The sequence below is a fragment of the Streptomyces bacillaris genome, from assembly GCF_003268675.1.
In the GTDB taxonomy this organism is placed as follows: domain Bacteria; phylum Actinomycetota; class Actinomycetes; order Streptomycetales; family Streptomycetaceae; genus Streptomyces; species Streptomyces bacillaris.
On sequence record NZ_CP029378.1, the window covers coordinates 3,567,211 to 3,592,804 of the forward strand.

At 72.9% G+C, this 25,594-nt stretch carries 29 protein-coding genes; 10 read left to right on the forward strand and 19 right to left on the reverse strand.

Going from position 1 to position 25,594, the window contains the following annotated elements; translation table 11 throughout:
* Positions 1-110 precede the first annotated feature (110 nt).
* Positions 111-800, forward strand: a complete 690-nt coding sequence (locus tag DJ476_RS15155) for an HAD-IA family hydrolase (RefSeq protein WP_103420701.1) — start codon at positions 111-113, stop codon at positions 798-800.
* 50 nt (positions 801-850) lie between these two features.
* Here DJ476_RS15155 and DJ476_RS15160 read toward each other — a convergent pair whose 3' ends face one another.
* Both DJ476_RS15160 and DJ476_RS15165 read right to left on the reverse strand, forming a co-directional pair.
* Positions 851-1,600, reverse strand: coding sequence for a TetR family transcriptional regulator (locus tag DJ476_RS15160; protein WP_241565733.1), 750 nt, complete (start codon positions 1,598-1,600; stop codon positions 851-853).
* Positions 1,601-1,660: 60 nt separating this feature from the next.
* Entirely contained in the window at positions 1,661-2,434 is a 774-nt protein-coding gene (locus DJ476_RS15165) for a TetR/AcrR family transcriptional regulator C-terminal domain-containing protein (RefSeq protein WP_112490761.1), read from the reverse strand.
* A gap of 109 nt (positions 2,435-2,543) precedes the next feature.
* Between DJ476_RS15165 and DJ476_RS15170 the strand changes: the two genes are divergently transcribed.
* Together DJ476_RS15170 and DJ476_RS15175 are read left to right on the forward strand one after the other, a co-directional pair.
* On the forward strand, positions 2,544-3,623 hold the full coding sequence (locus tag DJ476_RS15170; protein ID WP_318294701.1) for an ATP-binding cassette domain-containing protein: 1,080 nt from the start codon (positions 2,544-2,546) through the stop codon (positions 3,621-3,623).
* Positions 3,616-4,443, forward strand: a complete 828-nt coding sequence (locus DJ476_RS15175; RefSeq protein ID WP_112490762.1) for an ABC transporter permease — start codon at positions 3,616-3,618, stop codon at positions 4,441-4,443. Before DJ476_RS15170 ends, DJ476_RS15175 begins: the two co-directional genes overlap by 8 nt.
* Before the next feature lie 100 nt (positions 4,444-4,543).
* On the opposite strand, the gene DJ476_RS15180 is transcribed toward DJ476_RS15175, so the two are convergent.
* From DJ476_RS15180 to DJ476_RS15190, 3 genes are all read right to left on the reverse strand, one after another.
* Positions 4,544-5,794, reverse strand: a complete 1,251-nt coding sequence (locus DJ476_RS15180) for a GNAT family N-acetyltransferase (RefSeq protein WP_112490763.1) — start codon at positions 5,792-5,794, stop codon at positions 4,544-4,546.
* A 152-nt stretch (positions 5,795-5,946) separates the two neighbouring features.
* Positions 5,947-6,924, reverse strand: a complete 978-nt coding sequence (locus DJ476_RS15185) for an asparaginase (protein ID WP_112492523.1) — start codon at positions 6,922-6,924, stop codon at positions 5,947-5,949.
* 193 nt (positions 6,925-7,117) lie between these two features.
* The gene (locus DJ476_RS15190; RefSeq protein WP_241565730.1) at positions 7,118-7,786 is read right to left on the reverse strand and encodes an RsiG family protein; all 669 of its coding nucleotides are present in this window, start codon (positions 7,784-7,786) and stop codon (positions 7,118-7,120) included.
* 114 nt (positions 7,787-7,900) lie between these two features.
* Here DJ476_RS15190 and dtd point away from each other — a divergent pair, with 114 nt between their 5' ends.
* Positions 7,901-8,350: a D-aminoacyl-tRNA deacylase gene (gene dtd, locus DJ476_RS15195; RefSeq protein ID WP_103420694.1), complete on the forward strand. Its 450-nt coding sequence runs from the start codon at positions 7,901-7,903 to the stop codon at positions 8,348-8,350.
* Between the two features lie 154 nt (positions 8,351-8,504).
* Here the strand turns inward: dtd and ygfZ are convergent, their stop codons facing one another.
* The 6 genes from ygfZ to DJ476_RS15230 all read right to left on the reverse strand — a co-directional run bounded on the left by ygfZ (position 8,505) and on the right by DJ476_RS15230 (position 13,308).
* Positions 8,505-9,470, reverse strand: coding sequence for a CAF17-like 4Fe-4S cluster assembly/insertion protein YgfZ (gene ygfZ / locus DJ476_RS15200; RefSeq protein ID WP_028419668.1), 966 nt, complete (start codon positions 9,468-9,470; stop codon positions 8,505-8,507).
* Positions 9,471-9,480: 10 nt separating this feature from the next.
* Positions 9,481-9,921, reverse strand: coding sequence for a Fur family transcriptional regulator (locus DJ476_RS15205; protein ID WP_019761365.1), 441 nt, complete (start codon positions 9,919-9,921; stop codon positions 9,481-9,483).
* A 64-nt stretch (positions 9,922-9,985) separates the two neighbouring features.
* A complete protein-coding gene (locus tag DJ476_RS15210) occupies positions 9,986-10,558 on the reverse strand; it encodes an FABP family protein (protein WP_019761366.1) in 573 nt (190 codons plus the stop codon).
* A 295-nt stretch (positions 10,559-10,853) separates the two neighbouring features.
* Entirely contained in the window at positions 10,854-11,732 is an 879-nt protein-coding gene (locus tag DJ476_RS15220; RefSeq protein WP_112490764.1) for a hypothetical protein, read from the reverse strand.
* Entirely contained in the window at positions 11,729-12,553 is an 825-nt protein-coding gene (locus tag DJ476_RS15225) for a hypothetical protein (protein WP_112490765.1), read from the reverse strand. The genes DJ476_RS15220 and DJ476_RS15225 overlap by 4 nt, the downstream gene beginning before the upstream one ends.
* On the reverse strand, positions 12,550-13,308 hold the full coding sequence (locus DJ476_RS15230; RefSeq protein ID WP_112490766.1) for a hypothetical protein: 759 nt from the start codon (positions 13,306-13,308) through the stop codon (positions 12,550-12,552). The genes DJ476_RS15225 and DJ476_RS15230 overlap by 4 nt, the downstream gene beginning before the upstream one ends.
* 107 nt (positions 13,309-13,415) lie before the next feature.
* On the opposite strand from DJ476_RS15230, the gene DJ476_RS15235 reads away from it, so the two are divergent.
* Entirely contained in the window at positions 13,416-13,778 is a 363-nt protein-coding gene (locus DJ476_RS15235) for a DsrE family protein (protein WP_019761201.1), read from the forward strand.
* Positions 13,779-13,872: 94 nt separating this feature from the next.
* Here DJ476_RS15235 and DJ476_RS15240 read toward each other — a convergent pair whose 3' ends face one another.
* From DJ476_RS15240 to DJ476_RS15270, 8 genes are all read right to left on the reverse strand, one after another.
* Entirely contained in the window at positions 13,873-14,130 is a 258-nt protein-coding gene (locus DJ476_RS15240; RefSeq protein ID WP_070199362.1) for a DUF3099 domain-containing protein, read from the reverse strand.
* Between the two features lie 150 nt (positions 14,131-14,280).
* Positions 14,281-14,568, reverse strand: coding sequence for a DUF1416 domain-containing protein (locus tag DJ476_RS15245; RefSeq protein ID WP_018490348.1), 288 nt, complete (start codon positions 14,566-14,568; stop codon positions 14,281-14,283).
* A 47-nt stretch (positions 14,569-14,615) separates the two neighbouring features.
* Positions 14,616-15,455: a sulfurtransferase gene (locus tag DJ476_RS15250; RefSeq protein WP_053560120.1), complete on the reverse strand. Its 840-nt coding sequence runs from the start codon at positions 15,453-15,455 to the stop codon at positions 14,616-14,618.
* 175 nt (positions 15,456-15,630) lie between these two features.
* On the reverse strand, positions 15,631-15,711 hold the full coding sequence (locus DJ476_RS36065) for a putative leader peptide (protein ID WP_350240574.1): 81 nt from the start codon (positions 15,709-15,711) through the stop codon (positions 15,631-15,633).
* 286 nt (positions 15,712-15,997) lie between these two features.
* Complete coding sequence (locus DJ476_RS15255; protein WP_103420687.1) at positions 15,998-16,687, reverse strand: LmeA family phospholipid-binding protein; 690 nt, start codon at positions 16,685-16,687, stop codon at positions 15,998-16,000.
* Positions 16,688-16,790: 103 nt separating this feature from the next.
* Positions 16,791-18,377, reverse strand: a complete 1,587-nt coding sequence (locus tag DJ476_RS15260) for a hypothetical protein (protein ID WP_112490768.1) — start codon at positions 18,375-18,377, stop codon at positions 16,791-16,793.
* Between the two features lie 10 nt (positions 18,378-18,387).
* Positions 18,388-18,642: a MoaD/ThiS family protein gene (locus tag DJ476_RS15265; RefSeq protein ID WP_018490344.1), complete on the reverse strand. Its 255-nt coding sequence runs from the start codon at positions 18,640-18,642 to the stop codon at positions 18,388-18,390.
* A gap of 58 nt (positions 18,643-18,700) precedes the next feature.
* Entirely contained in the window at positions 18,701-19,639 is a 939-nt protein-coding gene (locus DJ476_RS15270; protein ID WP_112490769.1) for an alpha/beta fold hydrolase, read from the reverse strand.
* A gap of 344 nt (positions 19,640-19,983) precedes the next feature.
* Here DJ476_RS15270 and DJ476_RS15275 point away from each other — a divergent pair, with 344 nt between their 5' ends.
* The 5 genes from DJ476_RS15275 to DJ476_RS15295 all read left to right on the forward strand — a co-directional run bounded on the left by DJ476_RS15275 (position 19,984) and on the right by DJ476_RS15295 (position 25,574).
* The gene (locus tag DJ476_RS15275) at positions 19,984-20,790 is read left to right on the forward strand and encodes a response regulator transcription factor (RefSeq protein ID WP_018490342.1); all 807 of its coding nucleotides are present in this window, start codon (positions 19,984-19,986) and stop codon (positions 20,788-20,790) included.
* 24 nt (positions 20,791-20,814) lie between these two features.
* Positions 20,815-21,849, forward strand: coding sequence for a LacI family DNA-binding transcriptional regulator (locus tag DJ476_RS15280; RefSeq protein WP_070199356.1), 1,035 nt, complete (start codon positions 20,815-20,817; stop codon positions 21,847-21,849).
* A 134-nt stretch (positions 21,850-21,983) separates the two neighbouring features.
* Positions 21,984-23,210: a S1C family serine protease gene (locus DJ476_RS15285; protein WP_112490770.1), complete on the forward strand. Its 1,227-nt coding sequence runs from the start codon at positions 21,984-21,986 to the stop codon at positions 23,208-23,210.
* 76 nt (positions 23,211-23,286) lie between these two features.
* The gene (locus DJ476_RS15290) at positions 23,287-24,027 is read left to right on the forward strand and encodes a response regulator transcription factor (protein WP_018490339.1); all 741 of its coding nucleotides are present in this window, start codon (positions 23,287-23,289) and stop codon (positions 24,025-24,027) included.
* A gap of 89 nt (positions 24,028-24,116) precedes the next feature.
* Positions 24,117-25,574, forward strand: coding sequence for a HAMP domain-containing sensor histidine kinase (locus tag DJ476_RS15295; protein WP_112490771.1), 1,458 nt, complete (start codon positions 24,117-24,119; stop codon positions 25,572-25,574).
* Positions 25,575-25,594 lie beyond the last annotated feature (20 nt).

The following is a 25,594-nucleotide window of genomic DNA, read 5'->3' on the forward strand; positions in this document are numbered from 1 at the left end:
GGGCCCGGGGCAAGGGCGCGGACCCCTGGCCCCCTGTACGCTCCGTGGTCCGGCCCTCGGCCCCCATCCGTACGCCCGCCCCAGGGAACCCAGAGGAAGTCGTCGTCCGCATGATCGACCACCACGAGACCCGCCGCCCGGAACCCGGGCAGGCGGCGGAGCCGGGTGCCGTTCTCTGCGACCTCGACAACGTGATCCGCTTCTACGACACCGGCCCCCTCGCCGCGCTGGAGCGGGAGGCCGGGCTGCCGGTCGGCGCGACCATGGAGGTCGCCTACGCCCCCGCGATCGATCTGCCGCTCCTCCTCGGCCGGATCACCCCGGACGCCTGGGTGGAGGCCATCGCCGAGGGGCTCGCCGGGCAGGTGGGCGGGGACACCGGGCTGGCCCGCACCCTGGGGCGGGCGCTCGCCTCCGCGCCCTTCCGGGCCGACGCGGAGGTGGTCGCGCTGCTCCGGCGGGCGCGCACCCATGTCCCGCTGGCGCTCGTCACCAACGCCACTCTCCAACTCGACGACGACCTGGCCCTGTTGGGGCTGGCGGAGCTGGCCGACGCCGTGGTGAGCAGCGCGGTGGAGGGGGTGGCCAAGCCGGACCCGGCCATCTACCGCATCGCCGCCCAGCGGGCCGGCGTACCGGAGGGGCGGTGCCTCTTCGTGGACGACCGGCAGGAGAACATCGACGCGGCCACCGCCCTCGGCATGACCGGCGTGCTGTACCGCGAACCGGCCGACCTGCGGCGGGCGCTGGGCGCGTACACGTACGGGACGGGAGTCCGCCGCCCCAACGCCGGGAGCTGAACAGGGACTTCACGCCACATCGGCGCAAGGGCAGTCGCCGTCCGGGCGGGTCATCCCTCCGGTTCCAGCCCCCTCCGGAGCTGGACGAACGCCCCCTCGGCCGCCCGCACCGCGCCCGCGTACACCGCGTCCGCGCTCTCCCCCGCGTCGATCCGGCGCCAGTTCTCCTCGGCCAGGATGCGGAGGACCGCGACGATCTGCCCGGCCGCCAGCCGCGCGGCCACCCCGTCACCGAGGGCGCGGGCGAGGGCGGCCTCGGAGCGGCCCTGGTAGGCGTAGAGGCGGGCCACCAGGGCCGGGGTCCCGTACAACAGGCGGTGGAACGCCAGCACTTGGGGGACGTCACAGAGTCCGGTCACCGGGTCGCGGCGGTCCAGGCCCGCCAGGAAGTGGCGGTGCAGCGCGGCCAGCGGGCTCTCGTCGGGGCCCCGGCCGTCGACCACCCGGGCCGCCTCGTCCTCGTGGTCGGCGAACCGGTGCAGCGCCAGGTCCTCCTTGGCGGGGAAGTACCGGAACAGCGTCGGCTTGGAGATGTCCGCCGCGGCCGCCACCTCCGCCACGGAGACCTTGTCGAAGCCGCGCTCCAGGAACATCGCGATCGCGGCATCGGAGATCGCCCGGTAGGTGAGCTGCTTCTTCCGCTCCCGCAGACTGATCCGGGGCGGGGCAACCGGCTCCCCACGCTCCCGGCCCTGCGCCCGATCCTGCTCCCGGCCCTGGGCCCGCGCCCCTTCTCCCACCGCCCCGGCGGCGCTTCCGTTTCCGTTTCCGCCGCCGGCCGTCTCTCCGCTCATGACCATGAAGCGTACGCCCTTGACCTCGGCCGGACTTGATGTCGCGAGCACGACAGCGCAGTCCGGTCAGCGCTCCCCGGCCGTCCTCCGGATCAGCGCCTCGACCCCGTCCAGCAGGGTCGTCAGGCCGAAGGCGAACTCGTAGTCGGGGTCGTCCGGTTCGCTCATCACACCGGAGGCCAGCAGCCGGTGGATCGCGGGGTGGCGGGCCGGGTCGACCAGGCGGCGCAGGGTGCGCTCGTGGCCCGCGACCACCTCCTCCGGGGAGACGCCCCGCGCGGTGACGGCGGCGGAGAGGTCGCTCATCAGCAACGCCTCGCTGCGTACGAAGTTGGAGACCAGCAGGATCACGGAGATCTTGTCGCCCTCGCCCAGCCCGCTGCCCTCCAGCGCCTGGAGCCCCTGCTCCCACCAGGCGAGCGAGTTCGGGGTGGCGGGCGGGCCGCCGATCGGGATGCGGAGGGCCCAGAGGTTGGCCAGAAACCGTTCGCGCTGTCCGGCCGCCCACTCCGTGAGCGCCGCGCGCCACCCCGCCCCGGACTCCAGGGCGGGCAGCGGGGCCGGCGGGCCGACGGCGGCCTCCTGCATCAGGACGTACAGCTCGTCCTTGGCGGAGACGTACCGGTAGAGCGACATCGTGGAGGCCCCGACCTCCTGCGCGACCCGCCCCATCGACACGGCGGCGAGCCCCTCGGCCGCCGCCACGGCCACCGCCGCAGCCACGATCCGCTCCAGGCTCAGACCGGGCTTCGGCCCCTTCGCCGGGCGCTCCCGCAGCCCCCAGGCGGCCTCGATGGAGGCCGGGAGGTCACCGCCGCCGGTGCTGCTCTTCTCCGCCACCGCATCCCCTTGCCACGTTCCGCGCGCCCCCGTGCTCCTTGACCCCATCCTAGAGATGCGTAATGCTTACGCAATAACGCGTATGTCATACGCAGAAGGGGGCCAGGCCATGACCAGCCCGACCGCGGCGAACTCGCCCGCAGAGAACGCATCCACGGAAAACCCGGCCACGAAGAAGCCGGGCATGGAGAAGCCGGCCACGGAGAACCCGACCGCCCGGAAGACGGCCGCACAGAATCCGGCCGCGGAGAGCGGGTACGCCATCGAGGCGCACGGCCTCACCAAGTCCTACGGAAAGCCCGCCGTACGCGTCCTCGACGGCCTCGACCTCCGCGTCGGGCACGGCAGCGTCTTCGCCCTGCTCGGCCCGAACGGGGCGGGCAAGACCACCGCCGTACGGATCCTCGCCACGCTCACCACCGCCGACTCCGGCACCGCCCGCGTCGCCGGGTACGACGTCGCCGCCGAGCGGAGCGCGGTGCGCCGGGCGATCAGCCTCACCGGCCAGTTCGCCGCCGTCGACGAGACCCAGACCGGCGAGGAGAACCTGCGGATGATGGCCCGGCTCACCGGCCTCTCCCGCACCGCCGCCCGCCGCCGGGCCGCCGACCTCCTGGAGCGCTTCCACCTCACCGGTGCGGCCCGGCGCCCCGTCGCCACGTACTCCGGAGGCATGCGCCGCCGCCTGGACCTGGCCGCCGGGCTCACCGGTTCACCGGAGCCCGGGGTCTTCTTCCTGGACGAGCCGACGACCGGGCTCGACCCGCGCAGCCGCCAGGATCTGTGGGAAGTGGTCCGGGAGCTGGCGGGGCGCGGGGCGAGCGTCCTGCTCACCACGCAGTATCTGGAGGAGGCCGACCGCCTCGCGGACCGGATCGCCCTGCTCCACAAGGGCCGCATCGCCGCCGAGGGCACCGCGGCCGACCTCAAGGGCACCATCGCGGGACACCGCCTCGACCTGGTCCTGACCAGCCGCGAGGCCTACCTCCGCCTCGCCGGGCGCGCGGTCCACCACTCCCCCGAGACGCTCACCCTCGGGCTCCCCACGGACGGCAGCGCCGGCCACGTCCGCGCCCTGCTCGACGAGATCGACCCGGCGGGCACCGAGGTCGCCCGCTTCACCGTGCACAGCGCGACCCTCGACGACGTCTTCCTGGCCCTCACCTCGGAGGTACCCGCCCATGTCTGACACGGCCGTCATCCGCCCGCCGCGCGCCCCCGGGACCCCCGTCCCCCCGGGCCGGGCGCCCGGGCCCCTCACCCACGCGGCCGTCCTGGCCGCCCGCAGCGTACGCATCAGCCGCCGCAACACCGACGCGCTGATCATGTCGCTGGCCCTGCCGATCATGCTGATGCTGATCTTCGTCTACTTCTTCGGCGGGGCGATCGAGACCTCGGCGCTCTACGACTCGTACGTCATGTACGTCGTCCCGGGCGTCATCCTCCTCTGCGCCGGGTTCGGGGCCGCGACCACCGCCACCGCCGTCAGCGAGGACATGAAGGGCGGCATCATCGACCGCTTCCGCTCCGTGGACGTGGGCGGTACGCCGATCCTCGCCGGGCACGTGGCGGCGAGCACCGTCCGCAACCTCTGCGCCACCGCCGTCGTCTTCGGCGTCGCCCTGCTGATCGGCTTCCGCCCGGCGGCCTCCTGGGACGGCTGGCTGCTCGCCGCCACCGTCCTGGTCGCCTACATCGTGGCGCTGTCCTGGATCTCGGCGGCGATCGGGCTGCTGGCCCGCTCCCCGGAGGCGGCGAGCGGGTTCACCTTCTTCATGTCGTTCCTGCCCTACCCCAGCAGCGCGTTCGTCCAGGTCGAGTCGATGCCGAGCTGGCTCCACGGCTTCGCCGAGCACCAGCCGATCACCCCGGCCATCGAGTCCCTGCGCGGGCTCCTGCTGGGCCAGGAGGTGGGCAACACCCCGTGGATCGCGCTGGCTTGGGCCGGAGGGATGCTGGCGGTGGCGCTCGGCGCCTCGGGGGTGCTGTTCCGGGTACGGACGCGCTGAAGGGTACGGACGCGGTAGGGCGGGCGTACGGACGCGCCGGGCCGTACGGGCCCGCTGAAGGGCACGGGCCCGCCAAGAGGGGCCGCCGGGGGCCGTCGGCTCAGAAGATGTCCGGGCACCAAGGGCGCCGCCCCGTACGGAAGACGGCGTCCGCCCTCTCCACCGCACCGGCCTTCAGCTCATCGGCGCGCCCCAGGTCCACCAGCCGCCGCACCGACCCGTCGCCCAGATACAGGGACGCCAACTCCCCAGATCCCAGGGCCAGATCGGCGCTCCGGGAGGTCGGGGTGCAGCGTGCGCCCTCGGGCGAGGCGTCCAGGAGGAAGCGCCCCTGCGCCATGCCCCCGTCGTCCCGGACGTCGAGCACGAGCGACGCCTCGTTCTCGTAACTCCGGGCCTCCAGCGCGCGCTCCACGTCCAGCAGCCGCAGCCAGAGCCAGTCCGCGTGGGTGACGGTCCGGGCGGCACGGGGGTCGGGCAGGACGTCAGGAAGCAGGTCGTCGGGGGCGCGGTAGCCGGAGCGGACGGTGGTGACCCAGTCGACGGAGCAGAGGAAGTGCCACAGCGCCCGCTCGGCGGCCGGGGTGAGCGCGATCAGGTCCCGTACGGTCGCGGTGTTCAGGGGCTGCTTGCCGTCGCCCCACTTGTCGTCGGTGCCGTAGACCATCAGGCCGTCGACCTCGCCGTCCGCAGTGCGGTGGATGGCGTAGAACGGCTCGGTCCACTTCTCGTGGGCCGGGATGACGGAGGCGCCCGTGTGCCGCTTCCACCAGCGCTCGCTGCGGCTGACGACACCGGGGCGCAGGGCCGCCAGCCGGGTGTGCAGCTCGGGGCCGTACTTACGGACGTCGGCGCCGTCCACCAGCTCGATCCGGCCGCCGTCCTCCGGCTGCCCCGAGCGGCGCGGGTCGAGCCCGGCGCGGTGGACGGCCACCTCCCACTCGGTGGTCCAGGTGGCGGGTCCGAAGCCGAACCGGCCGTAGATCGGGTACTCGGCGGCGATCAGCGTGGCGACCACCTCGCCCCGCTCCCGGGCCGCCGCGAGGTCGCCCGCCATCATCCGGCTGAGCAGCCCGCGCCGGCGGTGGGTGGGGCTCACCGTCACCCCGCTGACCGCGTCGGCCGGGACGGTGGCACCGCCCACCACGGTGAGCCGCTGGGCGAAGGAGCGGAACGTGGCCACGCACCGGCCGGCGTCGAACGCGCCCTGAAGCCGGGTGAGGTCGGTAGCGACCAGCCGGTCGGCGACGTCCTCCTCGGTCGGTGAACCGGCCGTCAGGAATCCGTTCTGCACCGCCCGCAGCCAGTCGGGGTAGTCGGACGCGGTGACCGTACGGACGTCGAGGCTCATGCCGTCACGCTAGGCAGACCCGTCCCGGAATGTCGCGCGAATTTCCCCCCGGAGCGCCGGACGCGCCCCTCGCGAGAACGCCGCACGGAACGCCCGGTGGACACCGCTCCGGGCCCGGAACACCGCCCGGAACCCGGAGCACCGCTCCCCGTTCAGAACACCGCCCGGATCTCCCCGACCTCCGCCGCCCCGCCGAGCAGCGGCGACCGCCCGATCCGGGCCACCACCGGGGCGTCCACGCCGAGCAGCTCCAGCGCGCGGGCCAGCACCGGGCCGAGCGCCCGGGTCGCCCCGTCGTCGATCTTGAAGGCGAGGGCCCGCCCGTCGGCCAGCGCCACCGCCTGCACGGCCTCGGCGCCCATCTTGGAGAGCGTCCCCGGGACCTCGCTCATCAGCCAGGTGTCGGAGCGCCGGGTGCCCGCCACGTACTCCGGGTGGGCGCGCATCGCGTCCGCGACCCGGCGCTCCGCGCTGCCCGGCTCGGCCAACACGAAGGACCGGAAGGCGCGGGCGAGGCCGGTCAGTCCGATCGCCATCAGCGGGGCCCCGCAGCCGTCGGTGCCGACCGCCGCGACCGGCTCGCCCGCCGCATCGGCCACGACCTGGCCGACCAGCTGCTGGAGGGGGTGGGCGGGGTCGAGGTAGCTCGCGGTGTCCCAGCCGTTGCGGACACAGACGGCGAGCATGGCGGCGTGCTTGCCGGAGCAGTTCATGGTGATCCGCTCGCGTACGTTCCCGGCGGCGAGGTAGGTCTCGGCGGCGACCGGGTCCAGCGGCAGATCGGGCGGGGTCTGCAGGTCGTCCGGGGTCAGCCCGTGCTCGGCGAGCATCTTCCGTACGAGGTCGAGGTGGAACGGTTCACCGGAGTGGCTCGCGGCGGCCAGCGCCAGCCGCTCCCCGGACAGCTCCAGGCCCGCCCGCAGGATCGCGGCGGCCTGCATCGGCTTGTTGGAGGAGCGGGGGAAGACCGGGGCGCCGGGGTCACCGAGCGTCCGCTCCACGCTCCCGTCGGCGGCGAGCAGGACCAGCGAACCGCGGTGGTGCCCCTCGGTGAACCCGGACCGTACGACCTCCGCCAGCACGGGCGGGGCGGGGGCTATCGCGGCAGGGGCGGCGTCGGTGGACGTCATGGTGGCCTTCCGGGAGACGGTCGGTACGGGCGGTACGAAGCCCGGCGCCACCGGAGGTCGGGGCGGCGGCCGGGTCGTTACGGGACCCGCCGCCCGGAGGTTCGGCCGGACGGGCGGGTGTGCGGGACCCGCCGCGTTCCGCAGGGCCGTTCCAGGGTTCCGAAGGGTCGCTTCGGAGTTCCGGAAGGTCGCTTCAGGCGAGCAGGTCGTCCACTTGGGCTTCCCCGTCACGGTACCTGCGGGCGATCTCCGCGCTGCAATCGTCCGTCGTGCGCTGCAGCTCATGGCGGCGCCGGGAGACCTGCTGCTCGTAGCGGACCAGCCGGCCCATCGCGTCGTGCAGCTCCTCGTCCGTCCGGGCGGCCAGGTCCGACAGCTCCACCTCCGCGAGGTTCTCGGCGGCCAGCTGCCGGAACTCGTCGCCGCGCGGGGTCGTCAGCGTGACGTGCCGGGCGGAGGTGCGGTGCCGGGACGGGGCGTCGGCCAGGATCTCCGAGAGCCGGTCCACCACCGGGGCCTCGGGCACCGGCGCCTGCGGGTCCCGCCTGCGGGTCAGCTCGGCGCGGAGGATGTCGATCCGGCCCTGGACCAGTCGGCGTACGTAGCTGAGATCGGCCTCGTCCCGCTGCGCTTCCCGGCGCAGGGTCCGCAGCTCCGGCAGCCGCAGCCCGCCGAACCCGGCCTCCCCGCCGCCCTGTTCCGGCACGGACGCGAGACCGCCGGGCAGAATGGGCCGTACGGGTGAGCGCAGGGTGCCGGTGGCGGTGCCCGTACTGGTACTCGTACCGGTACCGGCGGGAACGCCGCCGGTCGGTGCGCCCGGTGCGGGCCCGGGAGATTGTCCGGCTCCATAGGTACTCATGCTGTTCCGTCCCCTCGACCGGTGCGTCGGCACACCGACATCGTGCATGGTGCCACCCTGCAAGGTGCCCCGCAGACACTCTGTACCCGTTCAGCCCAAGATAGGTTGGTCTGTATGCGTGCAGTGGTACAGCGAGTGGACGGCGCCAGCGTCTCGGTGGCCGGGACGGGCGAGAACCCCGGGGCGGACGGCGTCGTCGGCGAGATCATCGGCGAGGGCCTGTGTGTGCTGGTCGGAGTCACCCATGACGACACCCCGGAGAAGGCGGCCCAGCTGGCCCGCAAGCTCTGGTCCGTCCGCATCCTGGAGGGCGAGAAGTCCTGTTCGGATGTGAATGCCCCCCTCCTGGTGATTTCGCAGTTCACCCTCTACGGGGACGCCCGCAAGGGCCGCCGCCCCACCTGGAACGCCGCCGCTCCCGGCGAGGTGGCCGAGCCGCTGGTCGACGAGGTGGTGGCCCAGCTGCGGGCGCTGGGCGCGCAGGTGGCGACGGGCCGGTTCGGAGCGGACATGCGCGTCTCGCTCACGAACCACGGCCCGTTCACGGTGATCATCGAGGTGTGACGGTACGACGGCGGCACCGGGCGGCGGACGGCCCCCGGCCCGGCGGCGTACGGCCCAGCGCCGTACGCCTTACGGCCCGCCGCTCGACGCCGTACGCCCTGGCGCTCGACGACGTGTCGTACGGCCTACGGCCCGGAGCGCGAAGGCGTACGCCCTACGGCTCGACCACCGTCTCCTGCGCCGCCGCCGTGTCCCCCGCGAGCAGCTCCGCGTCCACGGCCACGTTCCGCTTGACCAGCGCCAGGGCGATCGGGCCCAGCTCGTGGTGGCGGGCCGAGGTGGTGATGAAGCCGAGCTGGCGGCCCTCCTCGCCGTCGGCGGCCAGCCGGACCGGCGTCCCGTGGCCGGGCAGGTGCACCTCGCTGCCGTCCAGGTGCAGGAAGACCAGCCGGCGCGGCGGCTTCCCCAGGTTGTGGACGCGGGCGACGGTCTCCTGGCCCCGGTAGCACCCCTTCTGGAGGTGGACGGCGGTGCCGATCCACCCCAGCTCGTGCGGGATGGTGCGGTGGTCGGTCTCGAAGCCGACGCGCGGCCGGTGCGCCTCGACGCGCAGCGCCTCGTACGCCAGGATCCCGGCGACCGGGCCGTTGGCGGCGGCGTACGCCTCCAGGTCGGCGCGCGGCAGGAAGACGTCCCGGCCCTGCGGGGTCTCCCGTACGGTCACCCCGTCCGGGACCTCCGCGATGGAGCCGGCCGGGAGGTGCACGACGGCGATGTCCTCGGTGCGGTCGGCGACCTCGACCCGGTAGAAGAACTTCATCGACTCCAGGTAGGCGATCAACTCGCCCTGGGTGCCGGGTTCGACGTGCATCCACACCGTCGTCCCGTCGTCGACGAGATACATGGCGTGCTCGATGTGCCCGTTGGCGGAGAGGATCAGGGCCTCGGTCGCCCGGTGCGGGGCGAGGTCGCTGACGTGCTGGGTGAGCAGCAGGTGCAGCCAGCTCAGCCGGTCGTCGCCGCTGACGGTGACGACACCGCGGTGGGAGAGGTCGACCAGGCCGGTGCCGTCCGCGAGGGCGCGTTGCTCGCGGAACAGATCGCCGTAGTGTGCGGCGACACCTTCGTCGCGGCCCTCGGCCGCGACGGCACCGGGCAGGGACAGCAGGGGGCTCTTCATACCGCCCAGCCTACGACTCGGACTTCTCGTCCCTCGCGGCCGTACAGGCCTGGCACCGGCCGAAGATCGCGAAGTGCTTCATGTCGGTGTCGAAGCCGAAGTCGGCGCGGAGCTTCTCGGTGAACTCGGTGACGACGGACAGGTCCGCCTCGATGACGTCCTTGCAGTCCCGGCAGACCAGGTGGATGTGGTGGTGGCGGTCGGCCAGGTGGTACGTCGGGGCGCCGTGGCCGAGGTGGGCGTGGCTGACGAGCCCCAGCTCCTCCAGGAGCTCCAGGGTCCGGTAGACCGTGGAGATGTTCACCCCGGACGCGGTCTTGCGCACTTCGCACAGGATGTCGTCCGGAGTCGCGTGCTCCAGGGCGTCGACCGCCTCCAGGACGAGCTGACGCTGCGGCGTCAGCCGGTAGCCACGCTGCCGAAGATCGGTCTTCCAGTCGGTGCTCACCACAGGCCCAGTGTAGGACGGGCGAGCACCGGCCAGGAGGGTCGTGCCGTACGGGGCCGTACGGGGCCTACTTGAAGAACGCGATGCCGTCGTCCGGCATGTCCGGGAGGTTCCGCGCCATCTCCGCGACCTCTTCCGGGGTGACGACCTTCTTCAGGTGCGCCGACATGTACGGCCGCAGCTCGACGTCGGGGGTCGACTTCTCCCCGACCCACATGAGGTCGCTGTTCACGTACCCGTAGAGCCGCTTGCCCCCGCTGTACGGGCCGGAGGCCGCGGTGCGGGCGACCGCGTCGGTGACCAGGTCGATCTGCGGCTTCTGGTGCGCCAGCTCGCCGTACCAGATCTCGACGACGCCCTGGTCCCGGACCATGACGACCTCGACCTTGCGGTCCTTGTCGATGCGCCAGTAGCCGGACTCGGACTCCAGCGGGCGGACCTGGTTGCCCTCGCCGTCCAGGACCCAGGTGTGGGAGACGTACTCCAGGAAGTCACGGCCGTCGTGGCTGAACGTGACCTCCTGGCCGAAGTTGCACTTCTCGGCGCCGGGGAAGTCGGAGACGCCCGCACCCGCCCACTTGCCGATGAGGAAGGCCAGCGGGACGAGGTCCGGGTGGAGGTCGGACGGGATCTCGATCATGAGCGGCTCAGACGATCTGTGAGGGGGCGGAACGATCGGGTACGGCGGTGGGTCAGCGCTGGCCCTGGTACAGCTTCTTCACGGCGACGACCGTGAAGGCGAGCACGCCGACGCAGACCAGGATCAGCAGGGCGGAGAAGAATGCCTCAAGCACGGGGGCTCCTCGGAATGAGCGGTATGGCGGCAGTACAGGGCCGGGCCCCAGCCTAATGGGTGGGGCCGAGGCCCTCTCGTCCAGGGATGGGCCGAACGGCGTCACCACCGCCCGGCCCCCCTCCTCCCCCGGCTGTGCGCCTCAGCCCAGCAGCTGGTTCTGGAGGATCACCGTCTGCTGGAACGGAATGCGGGCAGCCTCCGCCTCGCCGGGGCGCTCGTGGACGATCAGGGCGAGCGTGTCACCGGCGACGGAGTACGCCTGGCGCGTGTGCGCGTCGCCGTGGGGGGCCTTCACGGTGAACACGTACGACGCCACCCCCTCCACCGCCCGCGGGGACTTCCAGGTCGTGTCGAACGCGACCTCCTCCGCCCCGGCCAGCGGCCAGCGCATCGTCACCCCGATGTTCAGTTCCCGCTGTACGTCGGTGACGGCACCGGCCGAGTCGAACCGGAGCAGATAGATCCGGGCCCGGGTGCCGTCGGGCATGGTCCAGCCCCGGGCGGCGATGTGGCGGGGCGGGGTGTCGGTCAGGAGCTGGTCCAGCTCGTCGCGGTCCTCGGCGCGGTACTCGCTGAGGAACCGTTCCTGCTTGACCCAGCCGCCGTTCAGCGCCTTGTCCGGGGTGGACCCGGCGGGTGCGGGCAGCAGCAGCTCGCGCAGGTCCGCGTGGTGGATCTGCGCCGCGTTGGCCTCGGTGAACGGGCGGGGCGAGCCGGCCGGGAGCGCGGGGAGGGAGAGCTTCGGGTACGCCCAGCGCCCGTCGTCCTCGGTGGCGAGCCCGGGGACGTCGCCCCGCTCGGCCGAGGTGATCACCAGCGCCGTCCCCGTACCGAGCCCGCCGAACACCAGCACCGCCGCCGTCCACCGGGCGACGGCCCGCAGGGCGCGGCGCGGCGGGCGGGGAGCGGCGGGTGCGGGGGCCTCCGGCGCGGCCGGGGACGTGGTGGGCGCGGCGGTCTCCGTCGGCGGGACGGAGGCGGCCGCCACGGTCTGCTGGTCGCTCATCTGATCGCTCATACGGACATCCCCGGGGACGTGATGTGGTCCAGTTGCTGCTTCACCAGGCCGGCGACCGTGGCCGCGCGGAGCGGCTTGGGGCCGTCCACCTGGAAGGTCACCGATGTCCCGCCCTCGTACGCGTAGCAGGCGATGCTGTCGACCGGGTTCTCGCGGTCGTCGGGCAGGCGGTAGCAGGTGGCGTTCTTGTGGCCGTCGATCTTCGGCCCCTTGTCCAGCACGCCGAATGCCTCCACGAGGGCGGTCTTCTGCTCGTGGAGGGTGCGGACCGTCCGCGCGTTCTCGGCCTGGGTGACCCGCACGGAGAGCACCAGGTCGCCGGAGTCGGCGGCGTACGAGCGGTGGGCGACGCCCCGGACCTTGAGCTTGCCGATAAGCGCGTCGAGCTGGCGGTACTGCTTGGCGCTCAGCCCGCGCCCGCCCTCCTCCTTCAGCGCGGCGACGGCGGCCTCCCCGCCGGCCTCCCCGTCGTTGCTGAGGCCGGCGAGGTCCGGGCCGAGCCGGTAGCCCTCGGGCACGGGCAGCAGCAGCCTGCTCAGCTCGGTGTCCGCCCTGCCGCGGTCGGCCCTCGCCGCGGGGTCGGGGCCCGGCTCGGGGGCGCTGTCGTCCCAGACGGCCGTCTCGACGGTCCGGTCGGCGCCGCTCACGGCCTGGGCCGTGTAGGCGGCGCCGCCGCCCACCGCGGCGAGGACCAGCACGAGCGGCAGCACGGTGGCCACGGCCCGTCGGCGCTTCGGGGCGGAGGGCTCCGGTGCGGCGGGGGCTTCCGGAGTGGTGGAGGCCTCCGGCGCGGCGGAAGTGATCTCGGCGTCGTCGCTCACAGGCGCTCCAGCTGTCGTTCGGCGAGGACGCGGATGTCCTTCTTGCTGATGGGCTTCACATCGCTGATGCCGATGTCGATCATGATGTCTCCGCGTACGGCCAGCGCCCTGGCGCGATAGAGGGGCAGATAGCCGGCCTCCCGCTCGACGGGGTAGAGGAAGTAGCGCCCCTGGCCGGTGCCTTCGATCGGATCCCCAGCGTTACCGGCCCCCTCCTTCGCTTCCGGCATGTAGGAGAGCTGGTTGGCGAGGTGATCGGGGGCGTAGCTGTCCAGGCCCGGCCTGAACTGGACCAGGGCGAGATGGGTGTACCGGTCCTTCTGTACCCACTCGGTCGCCGCGACCCGGCGCAGACCGCTCTCGGTGAAGTACCGGAACATGCCCTCCCCGTCCTTGAAGTACCGGGCGTACTCCGCATACGGCATCCACTCGCCGCCCTCGCGGGGGTAGTCCGGAGAAGCCTCCGCCCCCTTGGGCCGCTCCAGGAGCAGCTTGCGCAGGTCCCCGTCCGTCCGGACCCGCCGGTCCTCGGAGGCGGGCAGCGGGGCCGGGGCCTTGTCGGCCGCGAGCGGCTTCGCCGGGTAGGCCAGGCCGGGCTGGGAGAGGGCGGGCAGGGGCGTCGGTGGCCGCTGGGACTGGATGCCGTAGCCGACGGCGGTGCCGCCGGAGATCCCGAGCAGGGCCGCGGCGGCGATGATCAGTGCCGTGCGGCCCCGGGGTCTGCTGGTGGGCGAAACGGTGTCGTTCGGTTCCAAAAGGGGTCCCCCCGTAGCGAGTTCGAAGCGCGGGCGGCGCATCCGCGCACACAGATGACCCGCAGGTCAGGGGGGAGGTTGTCCGCTGGAGGATTACAGTTCGGTGTATGTCGAAGAAGCTTGTGATCAAGGTGACCGCCGGGCCCGAGGCCGCCGAGCGCTGCTCGCAGGCGTTCACCGTGGCGGCGGTGGCCGTGGCCAGTGGTGTGGAGGTCTCGCTCTGGCTGACCGGTGAGTCGTCGTGGTTCGCACTGCCGGGCCGGGCCGCCGAGTTCGAGCTGCCGCACGCCGCCCCGCTGCCCGATCTGCTCGACTCGATCCTGGCGGGCGGCCGGGTCACCCTCTGCACGCAGTGTGCGGCGCGCCGGGAGATCACGGAGCAGGACGTGCTGAAGGGCGTACGGATCGCGGGGGCGCAGGTCTTCGTGCAGGAGGCCATGGCGGACGGCACGCAGGCGCTCGTCTACTGACCTCGCCCAGGTACTGGCCTTGGCCCCGATACTGACTCTCCCGCCCGGGTACCGGTACTTCGAGCCTCCCTCGAGTACCGGCCTTCCCCGCAGGTCAGTACCGCTTCTTGCCGTCCAGCTCGTCCCACCACTCGTCGGACTTCGGGTCGCCGGAGGGGTCGTCCCACCACCGGTCCTCCGGCCCCCGCCGGTTGGCGAGCATCGCGGCGACGGGCGGGATCACCATCGCGACCAGGCACATCGCGATGGCAGCGGGCATCGACCAGAGGCGGACGACGGCCCAGGCGGAGACGAAGAGGACGACGCATCCGCCCATCAGGAGGAAGTAGTTCCGCCGGCGCCGGGCGTACATACCTCCAGCGTAGGGCGGTCGCCGGGCCTCCGTAACAGGACGGCCCGGAACGGCGCGAAGGGCCGCACCCCGCGTCAGGTGGCGTCCAACCCCCTGGGGTGCGGCCCTTCGGCCGTATCGGTGCCGTCGGTCAGGCGGCCATGCCGTGGATCAGACGGCGATCGCGACCTCGGAGAGCCCGCCGGTCTGCGCGACGACCGTGCGGTCGGCGCTGCCGCCCGGGACCAGGGCGCGGAGCGTCCAGGTGCCCTCGGCCGCGTAGAAGCGGAACTGTCCGGTCGCCGAGGTCGGGACCTCGGCGGTGAACTCGCCGGTCGAGTCCAGCAGGCGGACGTAACCGGTGACGGGCTCGCCGTCGCGGGTCACGCTGCCCTGGATGGTGGTCTCACCGGGCTTGATCGTCGAAGCGTCGGGGCCGCCGGCCTTTGCTCCACACATGGTTCTGTCCTTCTGGTCGGGTCGTGCGGGTCGGTCGGGTCGGTCGGTTACTTCGCGGGGCCCAGCTCGATCGGCACGCCGACGAGGGAGCCGTACTCGGTCCAGGAACCGTCGTAGTTCTTGACGTTCTCCTGGCCGAGCAGCTCGTGCAGGACGAACCAGGTGAGCGCGGAACGCTCACCGATGCGGCAGTAGGCGATGGTGTCCTTCGACAGGTCGACCTGCTCGGCCTCGTAGAGGGCCTTCAGCTCGTCGTCCGACTTGAAGGTGCCGTCGTCGTTGGCGTTCTTCGACCACGGGATGTTGCGGGCGCTCGGCACGTGGCCGGGGCGCTGCGACTGCTCCTGCGGGAGGTGGGCCGGGGCGAGCAGCTTGCCGCTGAACTCGTCGGGCGAGCGCACGTCGACCAGGTTCTGGCTGCCGATGGCCTTCACGACGTCGTCGCGGTAGGCGCGGATCGACTCGTCCTGCGGCTTGGCCTTGTACTGGGTGGCCGGGCGCGTCGGGACGGCGTCGGTCAGGTCGCGGGAGTCCAGCTCCCACTTCTTGCGGCCGCCGTCGAGGAGCTTGACGTTCTCGTGGCCGTACAGCTTGAAGTACCAGTAGGCGTAGGACGCGAACCAGTTGTTGTTGCCGCCGTAGAGGACGACCAGCGTGTCGTTGGCGATGCCCTTCTCGCTGAGCAGCTTCTCGAAGCCGGCCTGGTCCACGAAGTCACGGCGGACCGGGTCCTGGAGGTCCTTCGTCCAGTCGATCCGGATCGCGTTCTTGATGTGGTTCTTCTCGTACGCCGAGGTGTCCTCGTCGACCTCGACGATGGCAACCTGCGGGTCGTCGAGGTGGGCCTCGACCCAGTCGGCGTCTACCAGGACGTCGCTGCGGCTCATGTTCTTCTCCTCCGGGGCAGTCTGCGGCGGGGTGGTGCGAGATGCGGAGTGTGTGCGGTGCGGGTGTGCGGGTATACACGCGGACGGACGGAGCGTGGCGCGTACGGGGCACGGGGGCCGGCCCTGACAGTGCGGTCGAAGGGCCGGGGAGCAGCGGGACGGACGAACGTCCCGCTCAGGAGGTGCGACAGAGCATGGCGGCGACGCGGCACAGGTCTACTGCCCGCCGCTTCGTGAGATCCGCCTGTCGCTTCATGCGTCCGATCGTAGGGAGGTACGGGCGGAGATGTCACCGCCGTGTCGCATGGTGAGACGCGATCATCCGTGATGCGAGACGCGGGGCGGGTGGGCGCACCCCGGAGCCGGTTCCCCGCTGCTCCCCGTCGGCCGCGCATCTACGGACCGGACGTTGCCGTCTCACTATCCGGATCACCGGGCGGGAGCGCATGGCACCGGCCCGTCGCTGCCGTCACCCCGGCCCGTCACCCCGGCCCGTCAGCCCGGCCCGTCCGGCCGGTCGTCCGGCCGGTCGTCCGGAGGGTTCAGCCGGTCAGCGAGACGTTCGAGCCCTCCAGCCCGATCTCCAGGCCCTTCTCCGTGACCTGGGTCTTCCGCAGCTCCAGCCCCTTCGGCAGACCGTCGATGTCGCGCTCGAAGTCCGTCTTCTGGCGCACCAGTTGCTCCACGCCCGGGATGCCCTCACCCGGCACCTCGTCCGCGCGCACCCTGACCGTGTGGCCGTCGACCTGGGTCACCGTGGAGAGCACGCTGCGGGAGATCGGGCGGCCGAGGACCTCGACCGTGCCGGTGACCTTCACCTTGCCGTCGCCGCCGTACGCGACGGTGACGCCGTCGTCCGCCGCCGCCGTCAGGTCCTCGTACGAGACGAGGGCGGTGCCGGTGGCGCGGGCCGCCGTGGCGGTGGAGTAGCCGGCGCCGAGCTTCACGTCGTACAGCTCGGCCCGGACCTCGTCGACCCGGACCGCGCGGCCGCCGGCCTCGGTCCGCATCCCGCTGAGGGAGACGTCCACCCGGTCGAGCCGGGAGGCGGCGACCTGGGTCAGGAAGGGGAAGCCCTTGATCGACACCTCGGTCCTCCCGGCGCTGCCCCCGCTGAGGCTGACCCGGTCCTCGGCCTCCGACTCCGCGAGATGGACGGCCACCCGGTCGACGGCGACGAAGATCCCGCCGACCACCACCAGCAGGACCAGCAGTATTCGCAGTGCGCGCATGTGTGTCGTTCCCCCACCTCAGCCGTACGGTCGATCCCCCGGGTGATCGACGAGCGGCACCCCCCGATCGGTTCCCGGGGCGGTTACCCCCGTTGAGTACACGTCAGACCAGCGCGCGGCCGATCAGGTAGACCGCCGGGGCCGCCGCGGTGAGCGGCAGCGCCACCCCGGCCGTCATATGGACGAAGCGCGACGGGTAGTCGTAGCTCGCCACCCGCAGCCCGATCAGCGCACAGACGCCCGCCGCGAGGCCGAGCAGCGCGCCCTGGCCGCCGTACTCCGTGAGACCGCCCGTCGCGATGCCGGCTCCCGCGCCCGCGAGCAGCGCCACCACGACCGACGCGATGCCCGGGAGCGGCAGGGCCCGGGCGAGTACGGCCGCCGCGACCGCCACCCCGCCGACCACCACCGCGTCCTCGGCCGCCGCGAGGTGCCCGGCGGCCAGGACCGCGAGGGCCGCCGAGACGACCGTGGCCATCAGGCCGTACAGCCGCTCGTCGGCGGCCGCGTGGCTGCGGAGCTGGAGGACCACGGTGAGCAGCACCCAGACGCCCAGGGTGCCCAGGAGCGCGGCGGGTCCGTGCTCCCGGCCCGCCGTGAGGAGCGCGAGATCGGCGACGAGACCGCCGGCGAAGGCGAGCGCGATGCCCTGGCGGGCGGGCCACATGCCGTTGAGCCGGAACCAGCCGGCGGCCGTCAGCGCCTGGAGCAGGACGAGCGGGACGAGCAGGGCGTACGGGCCGATGGCCGCGCCGCCCGCGAGGAGCAGGCCGAGCCCGGCGGTGAGCGCGGCGGGCTGCATACCGGGCGCGATGATCGGGGACCGCCCCTCGGCCCTCGCCCGCTGGGCGTCGGTGATCCGGGCGTTGCCGAGGGTGGTGGGCGCGCTGTAGCCGGAGTCGTCGAGCCGGGCGGCCTGCGGCTGTGCCGACGACGGCTGCGGGGCCTGGGACGCGGGTTCGGGAGCGGCCGGGGCCGGGACCGGGACCTCGGGCGGCAGCGGGAGGGAGCCGGAGGCGCCCTGCGGGAGCAGATACGCGGTGTCGGCGGCGGAGGGCACCGGCTGGTGGGGCTGCTGAGGCTGGTGGGCCTGGTGCTCAGGCTGGGCGGCCTGGTGCTGGTGCTGGGCCTGGTGCTGAGGCTGCTGGTACGGCTGGGGCTGCTGAGGCTGGTGGTACTGCCCTTCCTGGTACTGCGGCTCCCGGTACTGCGCCCGCTGCTGAGGCTCCTGGTACGGCTGCGGCTCCTGGTACGGCTGCGACGGCTGAGACGTCCCATACGAACCGGAACCCTGCCCGCCCCCGTACGAACCGGGATCCTGCCCGTTCCCGTACGGATCGGAACCCTGCCCGCCTCCGTACGCGTCCGCCCCCGTCCCGTACGCCGCCGGCCGAGGCGCACCGTACGCGTCCGGCTCCGGCTGTCCGTATCCCTGCGGCGCCGCGTCCCGCCGGATCGTCGGCTGGTACTGCGTGTCCCAGGTCGGCGCCTGCCAGGTCTGGGTCGCGCCCTGGTCGAAGGCGCCCGGCTCCTGGGGCAGGGCCGACTGCCCGGCCGTTCCGTCGGGCCAGTGCTGCTGCGTGGGCGGCTGCGGCGTCACGGGCGACGCCGGCACGGACGACTGCGGCGGCACGGGCGGCTGCTGCTGGGGCTCGTACGGATACGGGTACTGCTGATCGCTGCTGCTCATGGCCTGCGGTTCATCCTCCTGCGAACGGCGGGAGCACCTCGACCGTGCCGCCCTCGGCAAGGCGTACGGTCTCATGCCCACGGGTACCGACGGGATTGCCGTCGATGAGGAACGAGCACCGCTGGAGCACCCGGCTCAGCTCGCCCGGATGCCGTTCGCGTACGGCGTCGAGCGCCTCGGCGAGGGTCGCCGCCGCGTACGGCTCCTCCGCGGTGCCCGCGGCGGCCTTGGCCGCGGCCCAGTAGCGGATCGTCCCCGCTGCCATGGCGCAACTCCTTCGGTCGGTTCGTCGGACGCGTCGTGCGTCGGCTCTCCATGATGGGTCACGCGCGCGGCGCGCCCGTCGCCCAGGCGGCGATCCGGGCCAGCAGGGCGTCGTCCGCCGCGTTCTCCGCGTGCCCCATCCCCCGCTCCAGCCACAGCTCCGCGCCCTCCCCCGCCGCGTCGGCCAGCATCCGCGGGTGGTCGAGCGGGAAGTAGGGGTCCCGGTCGCCGTGGACGAGGAGCAGCGGGGCCGGGGCGATGAGCGGGACCGCGGCGGCCGGGGAGAGCGGGACGGGGTCCCACTCCTCCGTGGCGATCCGGGTACGGAGCCCGTACCGCCCGACCAGCCGCCCCGAGGGCCGGGTGACCACCCAGTGCAGCCGGCGCATCGGGGCCGTACCCCGGTAGTACCAGCGGGCCGGTGCGCTGACCGAAACCACGGCGTCCGCATACGCGTCATACGCGGCCGCGGAGGTGTCCGCCGCATGCGCGCCGAAGTGCGCCCCCGAGTGCTCCGCCGTGCGCCTCTCGCGCTCCGGTACACGAACGGATGCATCCGATGCCCCGAAACCATCCGGGCCGCACCCTGGACTCCGTTTCGAGGAGGGATCCGTATACAGAGCGCCGTGCCGGAGCGCCACGGATCCGCCCATGGAGAAGCCGACGGTCACGACCCGGGAGTGTCCGAGGGCCCGCGCCCAGGCCACCGCGGCGGCCAGATCCAGCACCTCGCGGTCGCCCACCGTGGAGCGCCCGCCGGACCGTCCGTGCCCCCGGAACGAGAACGTGATCACGGCCGCACGCTGGGAGAACACCCGCGCGGCACGGCGTAAGGCAGGGCGGTCGACCGAGCCGGTGAAGCCGTGCGCGACGACGATCGCGGGGGTGCCGGCCACCGTCTCCGTACGGGCTCCGGGAGCCGCCCCGGGGCCCGTCCCGGAACCCGCCGTACACGGCTCGTACACCGCCTCGACCGGTACGCCGTCATCCGTCAGCAATGTGGCGAAACGCGGTACCTGCGTGAGCAAGGGAACAGAAGAACCCCGGATCGGACCCTCGGACGCGGAACACATGTGGGCTATTCTGCTGCGAAGAGGACCTGGGCAATGCAGCCCCCGGGTCCTTTTGTGCTTTACCGGGCGTTGTTACGCAGACGTTTCGAGAAGCTCAGCGGTCCCCGGGGCGCGGGATCGCACGTAATACCGGCTGACGTACGAAGCAGTGCCGCATACTCCCCCGGGTCCGACCCGGGAGTGCCCCTCTCGCAGGGAACGAGGAGGACCGACGTAATGGGCGAGCGAACCGTGCAACACGATCGACCGAGCCAGGCAGGTGGGCGGCGATGAGTTCACTGCTGCTTCTGACGAACGCACTCCAGCCGTCGACGGAGGTGCTCCCCGCCCTCGGGCTCCTGCTCCACAGCGTGCGGGTGGCCCCGGCCGAGGGCCCGGCCCTGGTGGACACCCCGGGCGCCGACGTGATCCTCATCGACGGGCGCCGCGACCTCCCCCAGGTCCGCTCGCTCTGCCAGTTGCTGCGCTCCACCGGGCCCGGCTGTCCGCTGATCCTCGTCGTCACCGAGGGCGGTCTCGCGGCCGTCACCGCCGACTGGGGCATCGACGACGTCCTGCTGGACACCGCGGGGCCCGCCGAGGTCGAGGCCCGGCTGCGGCTGGCCACCGGCCGCCAGCAGATCACCTCCGACGACTCCCCGATGGAGATCCGCAACGGTGATCTCTCCGTCGACGAGGCCACCTACAGCGCGAAACTCAAGGGCCGGGTCCTGGACCTGACCTTCAAGGAATTCGAACTGCTGAAATATCTGGCCCAGCACCCGGGCCGGGTATTCACCCGCGCCCAGCTCCTCCAGGAGGTCTGGGGCTACGACTACTTCGGCGGTACGCGGACGGTCGACGTCCACGTCCGGCGGCTGCGCGCGAAGCTGGGCCCCGAGCACGAGTCGCTGATCGGGACCGTCCGCAACGTCGGCTACCGCTTCGTCGTGCCGGAGAAGGTCGAGCGCGCCGCCGAGGAGGCGAAGGAGCGGGCCGCCGGACGGCAGAAGGCCGACGACCCCGTCGCCCGTTCGGAGCAGTCCTCGTCGGCCACGGCGGAGGAAGAAGCCCCGGTCCGGGCTGCCAAGGGATAGGTCCATCCGCGTAGACTGCCGCGCGTGGCCAAGGTGACGCGGGACGATGTGGCGAGACTGGCGGGGACGTCGACCGCGGTCGTCAGCTACGTCATCAACAACGGACCCCGGCCGGTCGCCCCGGCCACGCGCGAGCGGGTGCTCGCCGCGATCAAGCAGCTGGGGTACCGGCCCGACCGGGTCGCCCAGGCCATGGCCTCGCGGCGGACCGATCTCATAGGAATGATCGTCCCGGACGCCCGGCAGCCCTTCTTCGCGGAGATGGCCCACGCGGTCGAACAGGCCGCCGCCGAGCGCGGGAAGATGGTCCTCGTCGGCAACTCCGACTACCGCGACGAGCGCGAGGTCCACTATCTGCGGGCCTTCCTCGGGATGCGCGTCTCCGGCCTGATCCTCGTCAGCCAGGGCCCCAGCGAGCGCGCGGCGGCGGAGATAGAGGCCTGGGACGCCCGGGTCGTGCTGCTTCACGAGCGCCCCGAGGCGATCGACGACGTGGCGGTCGTGACGGACGACGTCGGCGGCGCCCAGCTGGCCACCCGCCATCTGCTGGAGCACGGCCACGCGTACGTGGCGTGCCTCGGCGGCACGGAGGAGACCCCGGCGGTCGGCGACCCGGTCGCGGACCACGTCGAGGGGTGGCGCCGGGCGATGCGGGAGTCCGGCCGCTCGACGGAGGGCCGGCTCTTCCAGGCCCCGTACAACCGGTACGACGCCTATCAGGTGGCTCTCGGGCTGCTCTCCGGCCCCGACCGCCCCCCGGCGATCTTCTGCGCCACGGACGACCAGGCCATCGGGGTGCTGCGGGCGGCGCGCGAGCTGCGCATCGACGTGCCCGGCGAGCTGGCGGTGGCGGGCTTCGACGACGTGAAGGAGGCCGGGCTCACCGATCCGCCGCTGACCACGGTCTTCTCGGACCGCCCGGCGATGGCGCGGGCGGCGGTGGACCTGGTGCTGGACGACTCGCTCCGGGTCGTGGGCTCGCGCCGGGAGCGGCTGAAGCAGTTCCCCTCGGCGCTGGTGATCCGGCGCTCGTGCGGCTGCGGGGAGCCGACGCCGTAGGACCCCGCCGACGAGGTGGCGGCCCTGGTCCTTCCAGCGGACCTACGCGTCTTTACAGCGGGCATACGCGCTTCTTCCGGGCTTCTCAGGACGTACTCAGGGTGCTCTCATCTTCGCTCGCGAGGCTGATGCACATGACGGAGAGCCCCCGCCCGAGCGGCGCGCAGACGACGGACCAGGACATGACCTCGTACCCGTACGACAGCACGACGTACGACGGGACGACGTACGGCAGCACGACGTACGGCGACACGGCACATGGCGACACGGCACACGGCAGCGGTGCGCACGGCGGGACCGCGAACACCCCGGCGTACAGCACGGCGGCGCACGGCAGCGCGGCGTACGACGGCGCGGTTCACGGCAGCGCGGCGTACGACGGTGGCGCGGGCGCAGGTGGCTTCCCGCCGCCGCCCCCGTACGCCCCCGGCTCCGCCACCGGTCCCTCCCCCGCCGGGCGGCGCAGGGCCAAGCGGCCGGTGGCGCTGCTGGCGGCGGTCGCGATCGCCGCCGGGGCGATCGGCGGCGGTACGGCGACCCTGATCGGCCAGCTGAACAGCGGCTCCGCCCAGGCGACCGGCTCCACGGGCACGGTCCAGGGCACCACGGTCTCGCAGAGCAGCAAGGGGACGGTCGCGGGCGTCGCGGAGGCGGTCTCGCCCGCCATCGTCGAGATCGGGGCGACCTCCTCGGCTGGCAAGTCCACCGGCTCCGGAGTCGTGATCACCGAGGACGGCGAGATCGTCACCAACAACCACGTGATCTCGGGCGCCCAGCAGATCGAGGTCACGCTCTCCACCGGCAGGACCTACACGGCCGACGTCATGGGCACCGACCCCGACAAGGACCTGGCGCTGATCAAGCTGCGCGGCGCGAGTGGGCTGAAGACGGCGACGCTCGGGGACTCCTCGCAGGTCAAGGTGGGCGACCAGGTCGTGGCGATCGGCTCGCCGGAGGGGCTGACGGGCACGGTCACCAGCGGGATCATCTCGGCGCTGGACCGGGACGTGACCATCGCCAAGGACGACTCCGGCAGCTCGGGCCAGGGCCGGGGCGGGCAGGGCGGCGGCCGGGAGTGGCCGTTCGAGTTCGGCGGGCAGCAGTTCAACGGTGACACGGGCGAGAAGACGACCACGTACAAGGCGCTCCAGACCGACGCCTCCCTGAACCCCGGCAACTCCGGCGGGGCGCTGATCAACATGGACGGGGAGATCATCGGGATCAACTCCGCGATGTACTCGCCCAGTTCGTCGGCTGCGGGCAGCGGTTCGGCGGCGGGGAGCGTGGGCCTCGGCTTCGCGATCCCGGTGAACACGCTCAAGGCCGACCTGGACACCCTGCGCGCGGGGAACAACTCCTGACCGTGCGAGGCTGAGAGCGCCCCCGCAGACGCGGAGCGGACGGACCAGGCCGGAACGAGAAGAGGACGAGACAGCGATGAGCCCCGCCGAAGACGATCCCCAGCGCATCCTGATCGTCGACGACGAACCTGCCGTACGCGAGGCGCTGCAGCGCAGCCTGGCCTTCGAGGGGTACGGCACCCAGGTGGCGGTCGACGGGTACGACGCCCTGGCGATGGCCGAGGCGTACGGCCCCGACCTGATCGTCCTGGACATCCAGATGCCCCGGATGGACGGCCTCACCGCCGCCCGCCGCATCCGCGCCACCGGCTCCACCACGCCCATCCTCATGCTCACCGCCCGCGACACCGTCGGGGACCGGGTCACCGGCCTGGACGCGGGCGCGGACGACTACCTGGTCAAGCCGTTCGAGCTGGACGAGCTGTTCGCCCGCATCCGGGCCCTGCTGCGCCGCAGCTCGTACGCGTCGGCAGCGGCGGCGGGCGCCCAGGCCCCCGATGACGACGTGCTCTCCTTCGCGGACCTGCGGATGGACCTGGCCACCCGCGAGGTCACCCGGGGCGGGCGGCGGGTGGAGCTGACGCGTACGGAGTTCACGCTGCTGGAGATGTTCCTGTCCCACCCGCGCCAGGTGCTGACCCGGGAGCAGATCCTCAAGGCGGTCTGGGGCTTCGACTTCGAGCCGAGCTCCAACTCCCTGGACGTGTACGTGATGTACCTGCGCCGCAAGACCGAGGCGGGCGGCGAACCGCGCCTGGTCCACACCGTACGCGGGGTGGGGTACGCGCTCCGTGCGGACGGGAGCGGCGAGGCGTGAGCACGGCGGAACCTCCTCCCGCAGGCCGCGGAAGCAAGGCGACGGGGTCCGCCGGGCCTGCCGGTCCTGCCGGATCCACCGGGGCAACCATGGCAACCGGGTCCACCAGAGCAGACGGCTCTCCCACCTCCCCCAGGAGAACCGGCCTGGTCCGCCGCTTCCGTACCCTCCCGCTGCGCTCGCGGCTCGCGCTGCTGGTCGCCACGGCGGTGGCGGTGGCGGTCGCGGCGGTGGCGGTGGCGTGCTGGGTGACGACGCGCGACCGGCTGACCGAGCAGCTCGACACCACACTCTCCCAGGTCAAGCCGGCCGAGAAGGCGATCGTGGTGCTGACGGCGTCCTGCACGAGCGGGCTGCCCGGCGACCTCCAGATCGTGACGGGCCCGTACACGATCCAGTTGGTCTCCCCGACCGGCAACCGGCCCTGCACGCTGCCCGGCAAGCCCGCCATCCCGGTCCAGGACGAGGACCGGGCCGTCGCGGCCGGGCTGCGCGAGGACGTGACGCACACGACGAAGGCCGAGAACGGCACCGCGATGCGCGTGCACACCGCGCCCGTGCCGGACCGCCCGAACCTGGCGGTCTCCGTCGCCGTCCCGATGGCCCAGGTCACCGACCCGCTCGGCCAGCTCGCCTGGGTGCTGCTGGCCGTCTCCGGGATCGGGGTGATCGGCGCGGGGGCGGCCGGGCTGTGGGTGGCGCGGGCGGGGCTGCGTCCGGTCGACGAGCTGACGGAAGCGGTCGAACATGTGGCACGTACGGAAGACCTGACCGTACGGATCCCGGTCGACGGGGAGGACGAGATCGCCCGCCTGTCGAACTCCTTCAACTCCATGACGGCCCAGCTGGCGTCCTCGCGCGACCGGCAGGCGCAGCTGATCGCGGACGCGGGCCATGAGCTGCGCACCCCGCTCACCTCGCTGCGGACCAATGTGGAGCTGCTGGCGCGGAGCGACGAGACGGGCCGGGTGATCCCGCCGGAGGACCGGAAGGCGCTGATGGCCTCGGTGAAGGCCCAGATGACGGAGCTGGCCGCGTTGATCGGCGACCTCCAGGAGCTGGCCCGCCCCGACGCCGCCCAGCCGGGCCCGCTCCAGGTGGTGGCCCTGCACGACATCACCCGTACCGCCCTGCAACGCGCCCGCCTCCGCGGCCCGGAGCTGACGATCACCGACGACCTGGCCCCCTGGTACGTACGGGCCGAACCGGCGGCCCTGGAGCGGGCGATCGTCAACGTCCTGGACAACGCGGTGAAGTTCAGCCCGCCCCGCGCCACGATCGACGTGCGCCTGCACCGGGGCGAGCTGACGGTACGCGACCGGGGCCCCGGCATCCCCGCCGAGGAACTCCCCCACGTCTTCGAACGCTTCTGGCGCTCCCCCTCCGCCCGCCAGCTCCCCGGCTCGGGCCTCGGCCTCTCCATCGTGGCCCGCACGGTCCAGCAGGCGGGCGGCGAGATCACCCTCCGCCCGGCCCCGGACGGCGGCCCGGGCACGACCGCCACGATCAGGCTGCCGGGGGCGCCCACACCGCCGCCGGGGATGTGAGCGCCCCGGTCCTCGTGGCC

Coding starts and splice junctions, on each gene's coding strand:
- DJ476_RS15155 (WP_103420701.1), top strand. CDS start 111: ATGATCGACCACCACGAGACCCGCCGCCCGGAACCCGGGCAGGCGGCG.
- DJ476_RS15160 (WP_241565733.1), bottom strand. CDS start 1,600: ATGGTCATGAGCGGAGAGACGGCCGGCGGCGGAAACGGAAACGGAAGC.
- DJ476_RS15170 (WP_318294701.1), top strand. CDS start 2,544: ATGACCAGCCCGACCGCGGCGAACTCGCCCGCAGAGAACGCATCCACG.
- DJ476_RS15175 (WP_112490762.1), top strand. CDS start 3,616: ATGTCTGACACGGCCGTCATCCGCCCGCCGCGCGCCCCCGGGACCCCC.
- DJ476_RS15180 (WP_112490763.1), bottom strand. CDS start 5,794: ATGAGCCTCGACGTCCGTACGGTCACCGCGTCCGACTACCCCGACTGG.
- DJ476_RS15185 (WP_112492523.1), bottom strand. CDS start 6,924: ATGACGTCCACCGACGCCGCCCCTGCCGCGATAGCCCCCGCCCCGCCC.
- DJ476_RS15190 (WP_241565730.1), bottom strand. CDS start 7,786: ATGAGTACCTATGGAGCCGGACAATCTCCCGGGCCCGCACCGGGCGCA.
- dtd (WP_103420694.1), top strand. CDS start 7,901: ATGCGTGCAGTGGTACAGCGAGTGGACGGCGCCAGCGTCTCGGTGGCC.
- ygfZ (WP_028419668.1), bottom strand. CDS start 9,470: ATGAAGAGCCCCCTGCTGTCCCTGCCCGGTGCCGTCGCGGCCGAGGGC.
- DJ476_RS15210 (WP_019761366.1), bottom strand. CDS start 10,558: ATGATCGAGATCCCGTCCGACCTCCACCCGGACCTCGTCCCGCTGGCC.
- DJ476_RS15220 (WP_112490764.1), bottom strand. CDS start 11,732: ATGAGCGATCAGATGAGCGACCAGCAGACCGTGGCGGCCGCCTCCGTC.
- DJ476_RS15235 (WP_019761201.1), top strand. CDS start 13,416: ATGTCGAAGAAGCTTGTGATCAAGGTGACCGCCGGGCCCGAGGCCGCC.
- DJ476_RS15240 (WP_070199362.1), bottom strand. CDS start 14,130: ATGTACGCCCGGCGCCGGCGGAACTACTTCCTCCTGATGGGCGGATGC.
- DJ476_RS15245 (WP_018490348.1), bottom strand. CDS start 14,568: ATGTGTGGAGCAAAGGCCGGCGGCCCCGACGCTTCGACGATCAAGCCC.
- DJ476_RS15250 (WP_053560120.1), bottom strand. CDS start 15,455: ATGAGCCGCAGCGACGTCCTGGTAGACGCCGACTGGGTCGAGGCCCAC.
- DJ476_RS36065 (WP_350240574.1), bottom strand. CDS start 15,711: ATGAAGCGACAGGCGGATCTCACGAAGCGGCGGGCAGTAGACCTGTGC.
- DJ476_RS15255 (WP_103420687.1), bottom strand. CDS start 16,687: ATGCGCGCACTGCGAATACTGCTGGTCCTGCTGGTGGTGGTCGGCGGG.
- DJ476_RS15260 (WP_112490768.1), bottom strand. CDS start 18,377: ATGAGCAGCAGCGATCAGCAGTACCCGTATCCGTACGAGCCCCAGCAG.
- DJ476_RS15265 (WP_018490344.1), bottom strand. CDS start 18,642: ATGGCAGCGGGGACGATCCGCTACTGGGCCGCGGCCAAGGCCGCCGCG.
- DJ476_RS15275 (WP_018490342.1), top strand. CDS start 19,984: ATGAGTTCACTGCTGCTTCTGACGAACGCACTCCAGCCGTCGACGGAG.
- DJ476_RS15285 (WP_112490770.1), top strand. CDS start 21,984: ATGACGGAGAGCCCCCGCCCGAGCGGCGCGCAGACGACGGACCAGGAC.
- DJ476_RS15290 (WP_018490339.1), top strand. CDS start 23,287: ATGAGCCCCGCCGAAGACGATCCCCAGCGCATCCTGATCGTCGACGAC.
- DJ476_RS15295 (WP_112490771.1), top strand. CDS start 24,117: ATGGCAACCGGGTCCACCAGAGCAGACGGCTCTCCCACCTCCCCCAGG.